The organism is Serratia sp. BNK-4 (genome assembly GCF_048685115.1).
In the GTDB taxonomy this organism is placed as follows: Bacteria; Pseudomonadota; Gammaproteobacteria; order Enterobacterales; family Enterobacteriaceae; genus Serratia; species Serratia bockelmannii.
The window spans coordinates 3,195,623-3,212,589 of record NZ_JBLQTM010000001.1; the positions used below are offsets into that span (position 1 = coordinate 3,195,623).

Sequence of the window (16,967 nt, forward strand, 5' to 3'; positions counted from 1 at the left end):
GCAATCAAGTGGCGAGGCGCTTGCATTAACATCGGGAATCGGTAGTATGATTTTTCATAGCGTCGGCATGTAGCGCAGCCTGGTAGCGCACCGTCATGGGGTGTCGGGGGTCGGAGGTTCGAATCCTCTCATGCCGACCAAATTTAAGAAAACCTGCTGTTACAGCAGGTTTTTTTTCATCTATACGTCGAGAGGATGAGAATCTCCGAAGGAGGTTTGAGCCGAACGTAGTGAGACCACGTTGCTTTAGCAACGGCCCGCAGGGCAAGCATCGAAGATGCGCATAATCCTCTCATGCCGACCAAATTTAAGAAAACCTGCTGTTACAGCAGGTTTTTTTTCGTCTGCATATTGAGAGGATTAGGCCGCACCGGTTTGGCCCATGCGCTAGCGGAGGCCTGGGCAGGGCCTCTCTCTCAGCGCGGCTGCAGGCAGTTTTCTTCTTTCCAGCCGTACAGCCATTCCATTCCGCGATAAAATTCCGCCTGAGATTTGCCTTTCCATAACAGATTACGCACCTGGCGCTCAACGCCTGCGGCGTGATAAACACGGCCCATCTCACGGGTTGACCAGACGATGCGCGCCGTGCGTGGAATACGTACCGACTCGTACAGGGCAAGCGCTTTTGCCGCATCCCCTCCATGCTCTTCCAGCGCTTTACCCAGCGTTACCGCATCCTCCAGCGCCATGCAAGCTCCCTGTGCCATATACTGTGCCACCGGGTGCGCTGCGTCTCCCACCAGCGTGATACGGTCGTTGCCCCATTTCTCCACCGGTTCACGATCGGCGGTTGACCAGCGGCGCCATGAGGTCGGCTTATCCAGCATCTGGCGCGGACGCGGGTGAATACCGGAAAAATAGGAAAGTACCTCCTCTTTACTGCCCTCCTTCACACCCCATTCCTCCTGCTGACGGCTATGGAACGTCACCACCAGGTTATACTGCTTCCCGCCGCGCAGCGGGTAATGCACCAGATGGCAATGCGGCCCCGCCCACAGTACCGGCGCGTTAATGCGTAAATCCTCCGGCATCTCATCGCAATTAATCACGGCGCGGTAAACCACATGTCCGGTCACCCGCGGCGCATCGCCCAGCAGGTACTGCCGCACCACCGACCTCACGCCATCGCAGCCGATCAGAATATCCGCCGTCCAGCGATTGCCCTGCTCATCAAATACCGTCACATCGTCCACCGTTTGGCTGATACCCGCCACCTGCGTTGAGGTACGGTATTCCACATCCGGATGGGTCAATACCGCTTCCCAAACAGAGGTGTGGATATCCGCCCGATGGATAACCGCATAGGGACCGCCAAAGTGATCGCGAAATGCTTGCCCGGTCTCAATATGCACCACCTCCTGGGCATTGACCGCATCCATCAGGGTAATGTGATCGGTAAAGACGGCGCGCTGACGCGCTACGCCGCCCACACCCAGGCTATCCAGCGCGGAAAAGGCGTTGGGGCCGAGCTGAATACCCGCCCCAATCTCACCAATCTCGTGCGCCTTTTCCAACAACATCACTTTAATGCCCTGGCGAGCCAGCGAGAGCGCAGTCGCTGCGCCGCCAATGCCTCCCCCGACGATAATTGCGCGCATCACTTTAGCCATTGTTTTCCTCCTTTCGGGCTCAGGCTGAGATTTTGTCTTGTTGGTTTTCGGGCGCCGCGGCGATGAACGCCGGGAGACGAGTACAGGCGTCGTAAACCGCTTTACAGCGCGGGTACCCGCTCAGATCGCACCCCATCCGCAGGGCATTCGCCCACTGAGGGATCAGGCAGCAATCCGCCAACGTCGGGGTATCGCCAACGCAGAAGGGTCCTGGCGGCCTCTGGAGCAACAGCTGTTCTACGGCGCTCAGCCCTTGTCGGATCCAGTGCGCATACCAGCGTTTTTTCTCTTCCTCACTCACCTTCAGCTCTTCACTCAGGTAGCGTAAAACCCGCAGGTTATTTACCGGATGAATATCGCAGGCAATAACATAAACGATTTCCAGTATCCGGCTGCGCGCCGGATCGGCCGTCGGTAACAGCGGCGACTGAGGAAAATGGCGATCCAGCCAGTCAATAATCGCCAGCGACTGGCTGAGAGACTCACCGTCGTCCGTGAGCAGCGTCGGCACCAGTCCGACCGGGTTCATTCGCCGATATGCCAGCTCATTCTGCTGCCCGATGCGAATATTGACCCCCACCGTCTGGTAATGGATGCCTTTCAGCGCCAGCGCAATGCGCACGCGGTAGGACGCTGAGCTATTAAAGAAACTGTACAGCTTCATCATTCACCTCTGAATCGGCTCAGACAATCTTCACGGCGATTGGGGTTAGCCCCTCTACATTGCCGGTAATCACATCGCCTTTCACCACCGCGCCCACCCCTTCCGGCGTCCCGGTAAAAATCAGATCGCCGGGCTGCAGCTCAAAAAAGCCGGACAGATAGCTGATGGTTTCATTCACCGACCAGATCAGATGGCGGATGTCGCTGCGCTGGCGATCGCTGCCGTTGACCTGCAGCCAGATAGGCGCGTTGTTCACGTCGGCGCTGTCGCCGGCTTTATGCAATGGCGCGATGGGCGCAGAAAGATCGAACGACTTGCCGATTTCCCATGGGCGCCCCATCTGACGCATGTCCATCTGCCGATCGCGGCGGGTCATGTCCAGGCCTGTGGCATATCCCCAAATGTATTCATGCGCCTTTTCCAGCGGAATATCGCTCCCCCGTTTGCCAATCGCCACCACCAGTTCGATTTCGTAGTGATAGTTGTCGGTTTGCGACGGATACGGCAACGCCAGCGTTTCGCCGGCCGCCACCGGCACCACCGCATCGGCAGGCTTGCAGAAGAAAAACGGTGGCTCACGATCCGGGTCAAAGCCCATTTCGCGGGCATGCGCAGCATAGTTACGCCCGACGCAGTAGACACGGCGCACGGGAAACTGTTTATCACTCCCCACAACAGGAACCGTCACAGGGGCTTGCGGTGCAAATACGTATTGCGTCATTTTGTCTCTCCCAAATTAATAACGTGCTTCGCGGAACAGTCCCAGGGCTTCCTGAACCGGCCTGTCCGAGAAACTGAATAACACGGTGTCTTCGTCCGCCTGAAACGACACGTCGAACCAGGTCGGCGCCACGAAGATATCTTTTGCCGAAAAGTGAAGGGTTTCGCTGCCGATGCTGACCTGGCCGCGCCCTTCCACCACGTGGTAAATGGTGCTGTCCGTGGTGCGCGCCTTCCGTGAGGAAAAGCCTTTCGGCAGCAGCTGCAGGAAGGCGCCCATCGAGGGCATGGGATAGCCGCCGGTCACCGGGTTGGCGTAGCGCATCTTGTAGCCGTCCCACTCGTCGGCGTCCCCCATGCGGGTGAGGTCGTGCAGCGCTTCCCGGCTGCGATCGTAGCGGTAGTTGAAAATGGGCGATGAGTTGCCTTTCTGATGGCGCAGCGGCAGCATATTGGCTACATAGCGCGGTAAATAATCCCCCTCCTGGCGCGTCACGGGCTGCTGCTCTTGCGGATAGTCTTCCGCGAAACCGCAACCCAGCAGGTTCACCAGCGGCAGATCCAGCCCGTCCAGCCATACCACCGGCTCCTCGCCGGGATTACCGTGATCGTGCCAGCGCCACTGCGGCGTCAAAATGAAGTCGCCTTCATGCATTTGCGTACGTTCACCGTCAACGGCGGTAAATGCCCCTTTCCCCTCGACGATAAAACGCAATGCCGACTGATTATGGCGATGGCTCGGCGCGACTTCGCCCGGCATGATCAACTGCAATCCGGCATACAGCGTCGGGGTGATGGAGGACTGTCCGCGCAGCATCGGGTTTTCCAGCACCAGCACGCGGCGAACCGCCTCTTTGGCGCCAATCAACTCGCCGCTGGCCAGCAGGTGCGGGCGAATCGCCTGATAGTTCCAGTAAGCCGGAGCGCAGTTTGCATTCGGCGTTTGCGGCACCAAATGGTGCAGCGACTCCCACAATGGGGTCAGGTTCTGCCCGGAAATATGCCGGTAGAACTGCTGGCGGCTGGGATTAACATCCTGATTGCGTTCAGGCATAGGGATTCTCCTTTTCATTCACGACGCTGCGCGAGGCAACGTATCAGGGGCTGGAGCAGACTGGCGAACAACAGCCGTCAGCAGCATTAACATCACCGTACTGATCGCCGCCGGCACGGCAATAATGAAAAATAGCGTATCGAATGAGAAATTCATCGCCATCATCACGCCGCCGGCAAGCGAGCCGACAATCGCGCCGCAGCGGCCAATGGCATTGGACCAGCTGACGCCGGTCGCCCGGCTTTGTGTCGGATAGAGCGTGGCGGTCAAGGCATTCAGCCCAACCTGCGAACCGCTGATGCCGATGCCGGTGCCGAAGATGGCCAGCGCCATCAGCCACAGGCCGTTCTCGCTCAGACCAATCATGACGATACACGCGGCGCCCAGGGCGTAGCTCGCCGCCAACACCCGGAAGGGATTGTATTTGTCCATCAACGCGCCCAGCCCCAGCGCCCCCAACGTTCCGCCCATCTGGAAAGCGGCGGTCACCCAAGAGGCATGCTGCAGATCTATACCGCGATGGTTAAGCAGCGTCGGCATCCAACTGGAGAGCAGATAGATAATCAACAGGCTCATAAAAAAAACCGCCCAGAGCATGAGAGTAATGCGCAGCTGGCGGCCGGCAAACAGCGGGCTGATGCTCCCTTTGGCCGCCGTAGCGGCTTCGTTGAGGTAAAAATGGGTCTCTTCATCGCACTCTCGGGTGATGCCGCTGACCGTTTTGGCAATCACCTTGCGCGGCAGTTGGCGGCGGACCTGCCAGCGCGGGGATTCCGGCAGGGCAAACAGCAGCACCACAAAGAGCATCAGCGGCAAAACGCCTCCGAGCACCAAAATGCCGTGCCACCCCATCACCGGCACCAGTTGGGCGCTGACGATCCCGCCCAGGGCTGAACCGAGCGTGAAACCGCAGAACATCAGCGTGACCAGCGCACCACGGCGGCGAGCAGGCAGATATTCAGAGGTCATCGTGATGGTGTTCGGCATCGCGCCCCCCAACCCCAGGCCGGTGAGAAAACGTAAAATGACCAGCGTTGGCATATCAGGGGAGAAGGCCGAAATCAGGCTCAGCGCGCCAAACAGCGCCACGCAAAGTTCGATGACGCGCTTGCGGCCAAAGCGGTCAGAAAGCGGGCCGCAAAGCAGTGCGCCCGCCGTCAATCCCAACAACCCCGCGCCAAACAGCGGCGCCAGTTCGCCGGCGGTCAGTTGCCATTGGGTACGGATGTCGGGTGCGATGAAACCAATGGCGGCGGTGTCAAAACCATCGAACATCACCACCAAAAAACAGCAGATGATAACGCGCCACTGCGTCTTACCGATGGGAGCAGCATCGATCAGTGCTTGTAAATCACGCCGTTGAGTCATAGTGAGCGCCTCGGTGCAGGTAGGGGGATGTCTGTCTTGTTTTAGGTATGTTACGAATTTGTATCCTTAGCGATAAAATGTACAATGGCTTTTCAGGCAGAGACATAACCGGAGGGTTATAGCAAATGGCGAACTGGGCGCAGAAAATGAAACTTCACCATCTGCAAATGTTGGTGGCGTTGGGTGAGCAGGGAAATCTGACCCACGTTGCCCGGATGATGAACATCTCCCAACCCGCTCTGTCAAAATGGTTGTCACAGCTCGAAGATGAGATTGGGATCACGCTGTTTGAGCGGCATAGCAAAGGGCTGCGCCCCTCCGAGGGGGGGAAACTGCTGCTTCAGCATGCGCAGCGCTTGGTCAACGATCTCGAGCGTTCGCAGTCTGAAATCGCCCGCTTTAAGCAAGGCGGGCTGGTGGGAAGCCTGAAAATCGGCTGTTCGCCGGTCGCCACCGACTGCGTTTCGCAGGCCATATTGAGCCTGCTGCAGGAAATGCCGACGCTGCATCTCAATATTGAGGAAAAGGTGATGACCCCGCTGCTGCACGATCTGATCGCGGGCGCGGTGGACGTCGTCGTGGGCCGCGTTGGCGGGCGGGCGCTGCAACTGCCGCTCAACTATCAAGTGCTCTACACCGAACCGGTATGCTTTGTTGCCCGCCCTCACCATCCGCTGGCGGAATCCGCCTCCCTCACCTGGCGCGATCTCACCCACTGGCGCTGGATTGTCTGGCCGACCGGCACGCCCATCCGCCTCAGCATTGATAATGCGCTGGCGGATAACGGCGTGATGCTGCCCGAAAACACGGTTGAATCGGCATCCATGAACGTCAGTACCAACCTGCTGCAAAGCAGCGATATGATCTCCATTCTTTCCCTACGGCTGGCGCAGCGTTATGCCAGCCAGGGGCAGCTGGCGATCCTGAATCTGCCGAAGATAGAGCAGAAAGGCAGCGTGGGCGTCTTCTGGCGCAACAGCGAACCGCCTTTTACCGCGCTGAGCCGCTTTTTGCAGCTGCTGACGCAGGCTTAACACCCCCACCTGCAGCCACAGCAGATTTACGGCTGCGCCTACGCGGAAAGCTTGACGATGGTCGCAGGGATCCCCTGACGCACCGCCGCTCCGGTCACCCAATCCAGCCAGGTATTCGGCACTTCACGCGTCGGATCGGCAAAGCCCAAATCGTTGAGGTTGATGCCGGCGGCAATGCGCTCATCCATCGCCAGCGGTTCACCGTCCAGGTAGTGCTGACTGGCCCCCATCTCCCGGTGGCCGTAGCCGTGTTCCACCGCGATCACGCCGGGCATCACGCCTGCCAGTAAACTGATCCGCACCTCTCGACTGCCGCCCGGCGTGCTGATACGTACCCGGTCGCCGTGTTGAATGCCGAAACGAGCCCCGTCTGCCGGATTCAGCGCCACCAGGTTCACCGGTTTCACGTCGTGCAGGCGCCGGATCACCGCGGTGGAGCTGCTCATCACGTTGGATTTGAAGGACATCAGGCGCAGTGGCCACTGCTGCTCAGGGTAGAGCGCTTCCACCGCGCGGCCGTCCGACAAACGCGCCGGATAGCAGGTGGGGCAGCCGCTGAAACGCTCACCGGTGATCGCATGCCGGTGCTTCGCCACTTCCGCATTCCAGATCTGCAGCGGTTTCTCCCAGCGGTTGCCCACGCTGCCGTCGCGGCGGCCGCTGTCGTGAACGGCGAACCGGCCGCCGCGGCTGTAAATAAACGCCACGCGGTCGATTTCATCGGCGCGCAGCGTCTGCGCAAGCTGCGGCAACAAGCGATCGACACCGCTCAGCGTCAGTTCGTCCGCCCTCGCGGCCGGCACCGGCGCCTTGCCGGCAAACGCCACGTTGGCGGCGGCGCGCAGATAATAATCCTCGGCGCAGTTGAGCGGCAGCAGCTCGCCCTGGCCGTCGCCGATAGCGCGATCGCCGAACCCCGGCAGCGCCAGGCGTTTAGCGACGGCGATGCAAAACGCCTCCATGGAAATCGGCTGCCCTTGCGCCGTTTTCGCGGTCGCCGGCGTCACTATCGGCCAGCGCGCGGTAGTGGCCTTGCTGGCGACGCCGCCCCAGGGGGCGCTGAACCCCCAGCTCTCAAAGTTATGGGTGTCCGGGACGATATAGTCGGCCAGCGCCGTCGTTTCGTTGATAAACGCATCGATAGCGATAAACAGCGGCAAACGCGCCGGATCTTTCAATCGTTCCTCCGCCACGCTACGTAACCCGGCGATACCGTACAAGGGGTTGGTCATGTTCGAGATCCAGGCTTTCAGCCCGTACGGATACCCTGCCAACGCCGATGTCAGCAGCTCGGTCAGTTGCCCGGCGACGAACGGATACCAGGGCGCCCTGGCCGGCCAGGGGGAAACGCCCGCCGCCACTTTTTCGCGGTATTCGTCGGAGGTTTCATAGGCGGCCTTGCTGCGCGCGATATTCAGGCCCTTCGGTTTTACCAGGCCGGGAAACTCGACCAGGTTATAGCGCGGCCCCTCAGCGAAGCCGTTGAATTTTCCGCCGCCGACGAACACGCCTCCCGCCAGGCTCAGGTTGCCGATCAGCACGTTAAGCATCATCACCGACCAGGTATTGTAAAACCCGTTTGCCGCCATCATCCCGCCATGGGCGATCACCGCCGCCTTGCGCCCGTGGGCGGTAAAGGCCTCGGCCAGTGCCGCGATGCGTGCCACCGGCACGCCGCATTGCCGGCTGTACGCCTCCGGCGACAGCTTGTCGGCGGCCTCTTTAAAACACTGGAAGCCGCTTTTCACCCCCACCTGCACGCCGTCGTGCAGCGTCACCGTACGGCTTACCCACAGCTCAGCGCTGTCGCACGCCTCGGCCGCCACCAGTTCCCCCGCGCCGTTGACCACCAACGGCGACGCCGACCCGGCGCCATTCAGATCGGCCAGCGTCAGATGCTGCCCCGCCCGCGGATGCTCGCTCTCGGCGATCACCAAATGCGTGGCGTTGGTCCAGCTCTTCTCGCCGGCGCGTTGCATGGCGGCCTCCGACGGGATGGCGAGATAATCGGCCTGATAACGCCGGTGGTCGAGGATCCAACGGATCATTGCCATCGCCAGCGCCGAGTCGGTGCCCGGCAATATCGGGATCCAATGGCCATGATCGTCCGCCAATGTGGTGGTCAGCGGCAGCGCCGGCGCCACTACCGCATAACGGAACTCGCTGCGCAATCTGGCGCTGGCCAGTTGCCGAGCCTGCCGCTTGAATGGGTTGCCGGACTGCGCGGGCGAGGTCCCCATAAACAGCGCGAACTCGACCTGTTCCCAGTCGGGCTTTACATGCGGATTTTTGTCCAGATCGTTCATCAACGCACCGGAACCAGCACGGTAGGCCAGCCCGCAGTAAGCGCCGTGCGCGCCGAAGTTTTTGCTGCCGAAACTGTTCTGGGCGAAACGCCGCAGGAAGCTGTCGCGCCCGTCGTCACCGGCGTTGGTCACCAGCAGCTGATTGGCTTTCGGCCCCAGCCCCGGCTGTCGGGCATCGATCGGCGTCTCCAGATCGCGGATCGCCCGCAGGCCGTCCACATACCCCTCGCCGAACAGATCGCCGCCCTCCACCACTTCAGCGATCAACTGCTCGAAGCTGATGCGCTGCCACTTGCCCTCGCCGCGTTTGCCGACGCGCTTCATCGGCTCCAGCACGCGCAGCGGGCTGTAAAGCCCTTCCAGCAGCGTGGCGCCGCGCGCGCAGGCGGTGGAGCGGGCGTCGAGGCCGCTTTCGCCGCCCAGCTGCGCCAACGCGTCCTGCAGCGGCAAGGCCGAGTCGACGTGCCGTTCCTGAGACAGCGGATGATACGGGTTGCCGGCAATGCGCAATACCCGGTCGGTCTGCCTGTCCACCCGCACCCGCACGCCGCATTGCGTCCAGCAGCCGAAACACTGGGTCATCGAGATGGCCTGCTGCGGATTGCCTTGCCATTCCGGCCTTGCCCGCCCTTCGGGCGGCAGGGAGTTGCCGTTGATGCGATCCAGGGTCACCCGCCCTGAAGTGCCGTGAATCAAGCCGTCGATCGCCCGTTTGGCGACCTCGCGATAGCTCAGGCCAAAGGCGGACAATCCGCCGAAGGCCAGGCCCACTTTCAACCACTGACGCCGGGTGAGTTTAGCCATGTTGTTTTCTCCGCAGTAAAAACGCCTGTGCTTCACGCACCATGATCATTAACGCCAGCCACAACCCGAAAGTGCCGACGATCGCCAGCAAGCCATCGGTGCCGAGCGGCAGGCTATAAGGGGAATACGTCGCGTTGTATTTCTGGATGGTTTGCACCTCGATCAACAGCGTCCAGCGCATCAGCCAACTCAGCCCCAGTGCGCCGGCCACCAGCAGCGTCGTACCGCCGCGCGGCAAGCGCCGAGAACCGGCCCAAGCGGCGCACGCCAGCGTCAGCCCCCACAGCGCAATCCATCCCACGGCATACCGGCGCGCCATCGCCTGCGTCTGCAGCCAGTGGCGTACCGCCGCGCCGGATAACGTATCGCCGCATGCCCACAGCAGGATCGCCCCGCCGAGCAGCAGTAACGTCAGCAGCATCCCGCGCGCCAGCGGCGTCTGCAGACCGGGCCGTTCGCGCAATGTCAGCAGCAGCAAGGCCAAGAGCGCCTGCAGCGCGCTGAGGAACATCACGATCGGAAATCCGTAGCTGAACCAAATGGGGCGGGCACGCACGACGGAAACCTCACGCCCGGTGTACAACAGCAGGCCGATAGCCACCAGCGCGCAGGCGGGCGCAATCCCACGCAGCAGCGCAACCGGCCTGCCCGTCAGCCGCGCAAATTCGAGAGCGAGAAACCACAGGCCGATCAGCAGGGTAAAGAGCGGCAAGAACAGCGCGCCCCACGGCATCCACGACCAGGGCGTCGGGTAGGCGTAGAAATGCCAGAAGCGGGCGGTTTGATGCAGGTCGGCGGTCAGCGCCAGCGGTGCGGTGATGGCGCACGTCAGCCCGATAAACAGCGCCATGCGCTCCAGATGCGCGGCGTTATCTCCACCGCGCCAGCGCCACACGCAGGCCAGCAGCGCGGCGCAGGCGGCGATGCCGATAAAGAAGAAATATTGCACGGCCCACGGCAGCCAGCTCACCGCCTGCGGTTGGCTCAGCACTTCTGCGATCATCAGTTGGCGACTCATCGTCCCTCCCCCCATAAGGCGACCTGCGCCCGCCCCGGCAGCGGCGTGACGAAGGCGTCATCCAGCCCCAGATAGAACACATGGGGCGCGGTTTGGTTCTCCGGCTTGAGGACGTTGATCTCGGCCTCATGGCGCCGCAGCATTTTGCTCAGCGTGCTGTGCGGATCGCGCATGTCACCAATGATCCGCGCCCCGCCCACGCACGACTCCACGCACGCCGGCAACAATCCCGCCTCCAGCCGGTGTACGCAGAAGGTGCATTTGTCCGCCGTTTGGGTGGCGTGATTGATAAAGCGGGCATCGTAGGGGCAGGCCTGCACGCAATAGGCACACCCCACGCAGCGCGTGTTGTCGATCACCACGATCCCGTCCTCACGCTGGAAAGTGGCCTGTACCGGGCACACCGGCACGCAGGGTGGGTTGTCGCAGTGGTTGCACAGCCTGGGCAGCAGCACGTTGGTCGCCACCGCTTCACCTTCGAGGCTGACCTGGTACTGGTTTACCGTGGTGCGAAACTCGCCGTGCGGCGTCTGGTTTTCAATGGCGCAGCTCACGGTACAGGCCTGGCACCCGACGCAACGCCGCAGATCGATCAGCATCGCGTAGCGGCGGCTCGCATCCCCCTCGCGCCGCGTCGGCGCTAACGTCAGCCCGGCCTCCGCCACGGGGATCAGCGAAGCCCCCGCCGTCAACACGCCCAGCTGCTGCAAAAACTGCCGTTTACTGAAGTCCATGCGCCTCTCCCACGCCCTGGGCATCACCCCGATCACGCTATTGATGCCCGTTAGATGAATAAACAATGTCGATGATTTACAGTGTAAAAATGGCATCGATGGCGCTCTATTGTGGTTAACCACATACCGGCCCCAACGTTGATCTAAAACAAGTGGCTGCAGGCAAATTGCCCATCAGGAGGGGCTGTGAGGGTCGTGTTATTACTGCTGTTCAGTCTCGGTTGGGGGATGGCGGCACAGGCGGGAGAGTGGTCGATCGGCGTGCTGGCGATGCGCGGCGATGCGGCGACCGCGCGTGACTGGCAGCCGCTGATCGACAGCCTCAACGGCAGTGTCGGCGGTGAGCGCTTCCGCCTGCAGCCGCTCGATCTGGCGCAGATGCGCGAAGCGGTCAATCGGGGCAGCGTGCAGTTCGTGGTCACTAATCCGGCGCAGTTCGTGCAGTTGAACAGCCGCTATCATCTGCGCTGGCTGGCATCGTTGCGCGCCGCCAACGGCGATCGGGCAACGGGCAACATCATCGGCAGCGTGATTCTAGTGCGGCGCGACAGCGGCATCACGACGCCGCAGGCGCTGATGGGCAAAACGGTGGGCGCCATCGATCCGCAGGCCTTCGGCGGCTATCTGACCGGCTATAAGGCGCTCAGCGATGCCGGTATGCGGCCCGATCGCGATTTCCACCTGCGCTTTACCGGTTTCCCTGCCGATGCCCTGCTCTATCTGTTGCGCGAGCGCGCCATTCAGGCCGCCATCGTCCCCGTCTGCCTGCTGGAGAAAATGAATCGAGAAGGCCTGATCAACCCGGCGGATTTTCGCCCGCTGTTGCAACGGCCCACATCGGTTCCCTGCGTCAGCAGCACGCCGCTTTACCCCAACTGGTCGTTCGCCGCCCTGCCCGGCCTGGATAACTCACTGGTGGATGCGGTGGCAAGAGCTTTGCTGACCGCACCTCCGCAGTCTCCCTTTCAATGGGGCGCACCGGTCTCGACCAGCGAGGTGGAAGCCTTGCTGCGCGCCGTCAATCAACACCCGGAACAGCGGCGGCTGTGGCTGGATATCAAGAGCTGGCTGATCCAGCATCAGACGGCCGCCGGCCTGTCGCTGGCGGTGCTGGCGCTGTTGATCGTCAACCATATCTGGATCGCGCTGCTGGTACGCCGGCGCGGGCGGCAGTTGCTCCATGCCGGAGAGCAACTGCGGCGGCAGGAGCAGGCGCTGGAGAACGCCAGGCAGCTGAACGTGCTGGGGGAAATGGCCTCCGGCTTCGCGCACGAGCTCAATCAACCGTTGGCGGCTATTCGCCTTTATGCGCAGGGATGCCTGATCCAACTGCGCAAAACGAACGCCGGGCATCCGCTGTTGGGTCCGTTGGAAAATATCGACCGACAGGCGCAGCGCGGCGGCGAGACGATTCATAACCTGCGCCAGTGGGTGCAGCCCACCGCTGAGGCGATAGACCAAACACGCTGGCGACCCGCGGCGGTAAGCGAAACCGCCGAGCGGGTGTGGACGCTGCTGCGCCTGACGCAGCGCTATCCCGACCTGAAACTGTTCAACAACGTGGCGCCTTCGCTGACGCTAACCCTGCCGCCGGCGCTGCTGGAACAGCTGCTGGCAAACCTGCTGCTGAATGCGGCGCAGGCCGGAGCCAACGCCGTCTGGCTTTCCGCCGTCCAGAGCGAACGGGCAATCGAGTTGCATCTGCAGGACAACGCGGGCGGCATGACAACGGCCGGGCTGGAACAGGCTTTTCGCCCCTTCAACACCACCAAAGCCGGCGGCATGGGGCTGGGGTTAGCCATTTGCCGGCGCCTGGCCCGCTACGGCGGCGGCGAAATCCGCCTGGCGAACCGCCCCGCCCCCGACAGCCGCAATGGGCTGTGCATAACGCTGCATTTCATATTGAACGATGAGGAAAACCATGTCGCTAATTCATCTGGTGGACGATGACGCCGCCGTCACCGACGCCTGCCATTTTTTGCTGACCAGCCTCGGCCACGACGTGCAGTGCTGGAATGACAGCGCCGACTTTTTAGCGCGGGCCGACCTGTTTCAGACCGGGATCGTCTTGCTGGACATGCGGATGCCGAAACTCGATGGGCATCAGGCCTACGCTGAGCTGCGCCGCCGCGGTAGTACGCTGGCGGTGGTGTTCCTGTCCGGCCATAGCGACGTGCCGATGGCGGTGGAGCAGATGAAGTACGGCGCGGTGGATTTCCTGCAAAAACCGATCGCCGCAGAACCGCTGATCGCCGCCCTCGAACGGGCACAGCAGGTCTCGGCCAAAGCCCAGCAGCGCCATGAAACTTGCGGCCGCTACCGCACGCTCACGCCGAAAGAACGCGACATCGCGCAGCTGGTGGTGCGGGGCATGATGAATCGGGAAATGGCGGAGCGGCTGAATATCGCGCTGCGCACCGTAGAGGTTCACCGGGCGAAAGTGATGGAGAAAATGCAGGCCGCCAGCCTGGCGGAATTGGTGATTCAGCTGCAGGCTCTGCCGCCCACGCCCCGGGAGTGAATGCATAAAGCCCTCATCAAGCTAACGTCCCGTATTCCTCTTTCCTTGATTGACACAGCGCGATCCAGGCAATATATTTATTAGAAATATTAATGAATTACGGTGAGATCATCTTTTCTCAACCAACAGGCTATCAGCATTCTCCGCAAAACCCAGCGTAGCGCTCTCGCCTTCAGGAACCCCGTGAGGGAAAGGAGAGGCGTTGTTTTGAATAAAGAGAGATGATGTCCATGTGACATGGCTCGAGCATCATTACGCCACTATCTGACCGCCCGGTTGACGTTTTAAATAAGTATGGATTATGAATAACAGAAGAACACGGACTAAATAAGGAATAAAAATGCAAGGAAATCTCAAGCTCTATGGCCTTTTTGTTGGCCTGACGGTGACCATTATGATCACCTGCGACACGTTGGTTTATAAGGTCTTTGATATCTATGGTTTTAAAATAACGGCAAGCGGCATTGTATTCTCCTTGTGTTTCTTGATATCCACATTGCTGACTGAGGTTTATGGCTATAAATTGTCGGTAAGAGCAATATGGATCATGGTGTTCTGCCAAAGCTTATATGTCATAATACTTAATCTCTCAGCCGTTATTCAGCCAGAAAATAACGATATCGCCACACACTATTATTCTTTATACCATGAATTCTGGCGAGTCATGATAGGCACCTGGGTGTCCGTTCCGGTCGCTTATTTCGTCAATGGTTTTATTATTTCAAAGATGAAGATTATCTTCTCCGGCAAATACTTCTTTATCCGATATATTGTGGGCTCCATGTCTACACAGGCCGCCCTGTTGCTGACAGCCTATCCGATCAGTCTTTCAGGAAAATACACCTTCATGGAGTTGGTTAATATCATAAGCACGACGTGGTCTTATAAAGTTGTCGTCTCTATTGTATTACTGCCGCTCGCCATCGCCTTAGTCGAGTGGGTTAAGAAGATAGAAAACACCGATCATTATGATTGGGGCACCTCATACAATCCATTTAAGTAATATCAACAGGGTCTCGCATGAAAGTAATTCAGATTAGCGACATACATATTATGCCTAATGAAAGCGCGCTGGCTTCGAAGCATCTTGCTAATTTCGACAGGGCCATTGACTTCATTAATGCCAATGCCGATAAAATCAATGCCGACTTAATCATTGTGACGGGTGACATCTCTCATGATGGCGATATCCCCTCTTATGAGCGCTTCTTTAAGATAATGAACCGTACTTCCTTACCTTTCTATTTTTTCCCAGGCAACCACGACAACAAAAAGAACCTGGACGATACAGCCCGTAAACAGGGCGGCAGCTACGATATAAACTCGTTTGAAGATGACGAATGGCGCATGCTCAGCATCGACTCGGTGGTCGATAACGAAGATTTCGGCAGGGTCTCGACGCATGCGCTCGACACGCTTGAAAAAGCCATCGTCGCAAGTGACAATAAAAAGGTCGCCGTCTTCTTGCATCATCACCCTATTCCGGTAGGCACCCCGATTGTTGATAGCTGTATGTTAAACAATGCCGAGGAGTTTTTGAGCCTCTGCCAACGATTAAACGTTAAGTTTATCGGCTCAGGCCATGCACATACGCTATTCCAAAGAAAGCTGGGGGAAACCTTAGTCTCTGTTTCCCCGGCGATTTGTTCGCAATGGAAGAACGGCACAAGCGCTGTCAGTAGCATAGACAATTCGGCTTTCAGCGTGATTACGTTCGATGAGCATATTCACGTCGAACCCTGGTTTATTTAATCAACGTCAGTATTGTTTCTTTAGACCTGTCGCTTTTCTTAGCATTTTTCAATGAGGCAGAGAGTGCTCTGCCTTCCTTTACCCCGGCATAAAAGGCTATTTTCGTCGCATCCAAGGACTCGGTTTTGTCGACAAGATCGCGATCCCTTAGAAAATCCGCCCCTGATATTGATATCGAGTCAACATCGTTTTTCAACGTCCACATACAGTTTCGTTTCTCTTCATGAATCGACAGTTTGGCCGAGGCGATTTTTATTTTAGATTCGGTCTCGGCGATAAAAGCGATATCTTTCGGGTTAACATGCCTGAGAAAATCGCCCTCGATGAGTTGCCCCCAGTTTTTTTTCACGAAAGTATGGGTGCCAAACTCTTTGAAAAGCCAATATCCATCCGCCGTTCGGATCACACTACGATCTAACGTATAGAGGTAACTGGGAGAGTATATTTTTCTTAACCTTCTCATTATGTTAAATAAGTCCATTTATTTCAGCCTCTTTATCGTTTTCAATAGAACACCGACGATCGCATAATCGCTATAGGACTTCACACTGCTATCTGAATCTAATGAGATGTTTGTAAACAACAAGTCGCCGTCGGAAACAAAAACTCGCCTTAAGCATATTGGGTAATTTTTCAGCTTAACCAGGACGATATCGCCATCGCAAAATGGCTCCTTGAGCGAGATCACACAATACGTTCCACGGTCTAATTCAGGCGACAGTGAATTATTCGTTATCTCTACCACAAACAGCGAATCGTCCATCATGTCATCGACTTCTGTCGTATAGGTATCTGCCGTTCTGATCGTGTTGGCCAGAAAACGTTCTACATCGCTGTAGCTAATGAGTGGAAGCGATCTCACATTGTGTTTGGCCTCTCCCGTGACGCTTAAATCCTTGTCAGTCAGCTCCCCTACTTTTACGCTGAAAAATTCACCAATGGACGCAAGCGTAGAGATCGTGGGATTCCCCACGCCTTTCCTCAGATTATTGATCGTGGCAATACCTATCCCTGTTTCGCTGCTCAACCGACTGGCGTCAATCCCGTGCATGCGCATGAGGTAAGTAAGGTTTTCACCTATCATTTTCAATGACATACCATTTTCTTCTGATATTTTAATGTTGTTTGGTTGCATTATAATGTTTTAAACCTATACTTTAGTGTCATTAAAGTGAATTAAAAACATTAAACCACTTCTAGGGTGGCTATGACAATGACTCGGGGCCTTTGGTATACGAAATATAAATACAATACATTGTAATATAATAATTTTATTGTAAATCACCGGTCTTGCCGAACATGACTGGCTGCCTTTTAAATGATTCAATTTACTTATAAAAATGCTGTCTGCACAGGCTAACTCATATGCCCGTTCATCAAAC

Annotated in this window: 15 protein-coding genes, 1 tRNA gene and 1 other RNA gene; 7 read left to right on the plus strand and 10 right to left on the minus strand. The window is 58.2% G+C overall.

What is annotated here, in order from left to right:
• The first annotated feature begins 63 nt into the window (after positions 1–63).
• Positions 64–140: transfer RNA gene (locus ACMGGW_RS15300), tRNA-Pro, on the plus strand.
• 34 nt (positions 141–174) lie between these two features.
• Positions 175–304, plus strand: a non-coding RNA gene (locus ACMGGW_RS15305) — RtT sRNA.
• Positions 305–416: 112 nt separating this feature from the next.
• Here the strand turns inward: ACMGGW_RS15305 and ACMGGW_RS15310 are convergent.
• Genes ACMGGW_RS15310 through ACMGGW_RS15330 form a run of 5 tightly spaced genes read right to left on the minus strand, consistent with a single transcriptional unit; the run spans position 417 to position 5,416 of the window.
• Positions 417–1,610: a 3-hydroxybenzoate 6-monooxygenase gene (locus tag ACMGGW_RS15310; protein WP_197759340.1), complete on the minus strand. Its 1,194-nt coding sequence runs from the start codon at positions 1,608–1,610 to the stop codon at positions 417–419.
• Between the two features lie 19 nt (positions 1,611–1,629).
• Positions 1,630–2,274 carry a maleylacetoacetate isomerase gene (gene maiA / locus ACMGGW_RS15315; protein WP_142591668.1) on the minus strand — a complete coding sequence of 215 codons (645 nt, stop codon included), beginning with the start codon at positions 2,272–2,274 and terminating at the stop codon, positions 1,630–1,632.
• A gap of 19 nt (positions 2,275–2,293) precedes the next feature.
• A complete protein-coding gene (locus ACMGGW_RS15320) occupies positions 2,294–2,995 on the minus strand; it encodes a fumarylacetoacetate hydrolase family protein (protein ID WP_025303616.1) in 702 nt (233 codons plus the stop codon).
• A gap of 15 nt (positions 2,996–3,010) precedes the next feature.
• Complete coding sequence (gene gtdA / locus ACMGGW_RS15325; RefSeq protein WP_420279520.1) at positions 3,011–4,048, minus strand: gentisate 1,2-dioxygenase; 1,038 nt, start codon at positions 4,046–4,048, stop codon at positions 3,011–3,013.
• An 18-nt stretch (positions 4,049–4,066) separates the two neighbouring features.
• Positions 4,067–5,416, minus strand: coding sequence for an MFS transporter (locus ACMGGW_RS15330; RefSeq protein ID WP_197770535.1), 1,350 nt, complete (start codon positions 5,414–5,416; stop codon positions 4,067–4,069).
• A gap of 125 nt (positions 5,417–5,541) precedes the next feature.
• Between ACMGGW_RS15330 and ACMGGW_RS15335 the strand changes: the two genes are divergently transcribed.
• Positions 5,542–6,450, plus strand: coding sequence for a LysR family transcriptional regulator (locus ACMGGW_RS15335; RefSeq protein ID WP_043136460.1), 909 nt, complete (start codon positions 5,542–5,544; stop codon positions 6,448–6,450).
• A 38-nt stretch (positions 6,451–6,488) separates the two neighbouring features.
• On the opposite strand, the gene ttrA is transcribed toward ACMGGW_RS15335, so the two are convergent.
• Genes ttrA through ttrB form a run of 3 tightly spaced genes read right to left on the minus strand, consistent with a single transcriptional unit; the run spans position 6,489 to position 11,312 of the window.
• Positions 6,489–9,560: a tetrathionate reductase subunit TtrA gene (gene ttrA, locus ACMGGW_RS15340; RefSeq protein ID WP_197833475.1), complete on the minus strand. Its 3,072-nt coding sequence runs from the start codon at positions 9,558–9,560 to the stop codon at positions 6,489–6,491.
• A complete protein-coding gene (ttrC, locus tag ACMGGW_RS15345; protein ID WP_197832382.1) occupies positions 9,553–10,578 on the minus strand; it encodes a tetrathionate reductase subunit TtrC in 1,026 nt (341 codons plus the stop codon). Before ttrC ends, ttrA begins: the two co-directional genes overlap by 8 nt.
• Positions 10,575–11,312 (minus strand): tetrathionate reductase subunit TtrB, encoded by a 738-nt coding sequence (ttrB, locus tag ACMGGW_RS15350; protein ID WP_049208488.1) that lies wholly within the window; start codon positions 11,310–11,312, stop codon positions 10,575–10,577. Before ttrB ends, ttrC begins: the two co-directional genes overlap by 4 nt.
• Positions 11,313–11,540: 228 nt before the next feature.
• On the opposite strand from ttrB, the gene ttrS reads away from it, so the two are divergent.
• The 4 genes from ttrS (at position 11,541) to ACMGGW_RS15370 (ending at position 15,585) form a co-directional block, all read left to right on the plus strand.
• The gene (gene ttrS / locus ACMGGW_RS15355; protein ID WP_337660845.1) at positions 11,541–13,262 is read left to right on the plus strand and encodes a tetrathionate respiration histidine kinase TtrS; all 1,722 of its coding nucleotides are present in this window, start codon (positions 11,541–11,543) and stop codon (positions 13,260–13,262) included.
• Positions 13,234–13,833 carry a tetrathionate respiration response regulator TtrR gene (ttrR, locus tag ACMGGW_RS15360; RefSeq protein WP_141998564.1) on the plus strand — a complete coding sequence of 200 codons (600 nt, stop codon included), beginning with the start codon at positions 13,234–13,236 and terminating at the stop codon, positions 13,831–13,833. Before ttrS ends, ttrR begins: the two co-directional genes overlap by 29 nt.
• A 340-nt stretch (positions 13,834–14,173) precedes the next feature.
• Positions 14,174–14,836, plus strand: coding sequence for a VUT family protein (locus tag ACMGGW_RS15365; protein ID WP_025303625.1), 663 nt, complete (start codon positions 14,174–14,176; stop codon positions 14,834–14,836).
• Between the two features lie 17 nt (positions 14,837–14,853).
• Positions 14,854–15,585, plus strand: coding sequence for a metallophosphoesterase family protein (locus ACMGGW_RS15370; RefSeq protein ID WP_043136485.1), 732 nt, complete (start codon positions 14,854–14,856; stop codon positions 15,583–15,585).
• Here ACMGGW_RS15370 and ACMGGW_RS15375 read toward each other — a convergent pair.
• Positions 15,578–16,066, minus strand: coding sequence for a hypothetical protein (locus tag ACMGGW_RS15375; RefSeq protein ID WP_141998566.1), 489 nt, complete (start codon positions 16,064–16,066; stop codon positions 15,578–15,580). The two genes, ACMGGW_RS15370 and ACMGGW_RS15375, sit on opposite strands and share 8 nt — an antisense overlap.
• Positions 16,067–16,720 (minus strand): helix-turn-helix domain-containing protein, encoded by a 654-nt coding sequence (locus ACMGGW_RS15380; RefSeq protein ID WP_025303628.1) that lies wholly within the window; start codon positions 16,718–16,720, stop codon positions 16,067–16,069. It lies immediately after the preceding gene.
• Positions 16,721–16,967 lie beyond the last annotated feature (247 nt).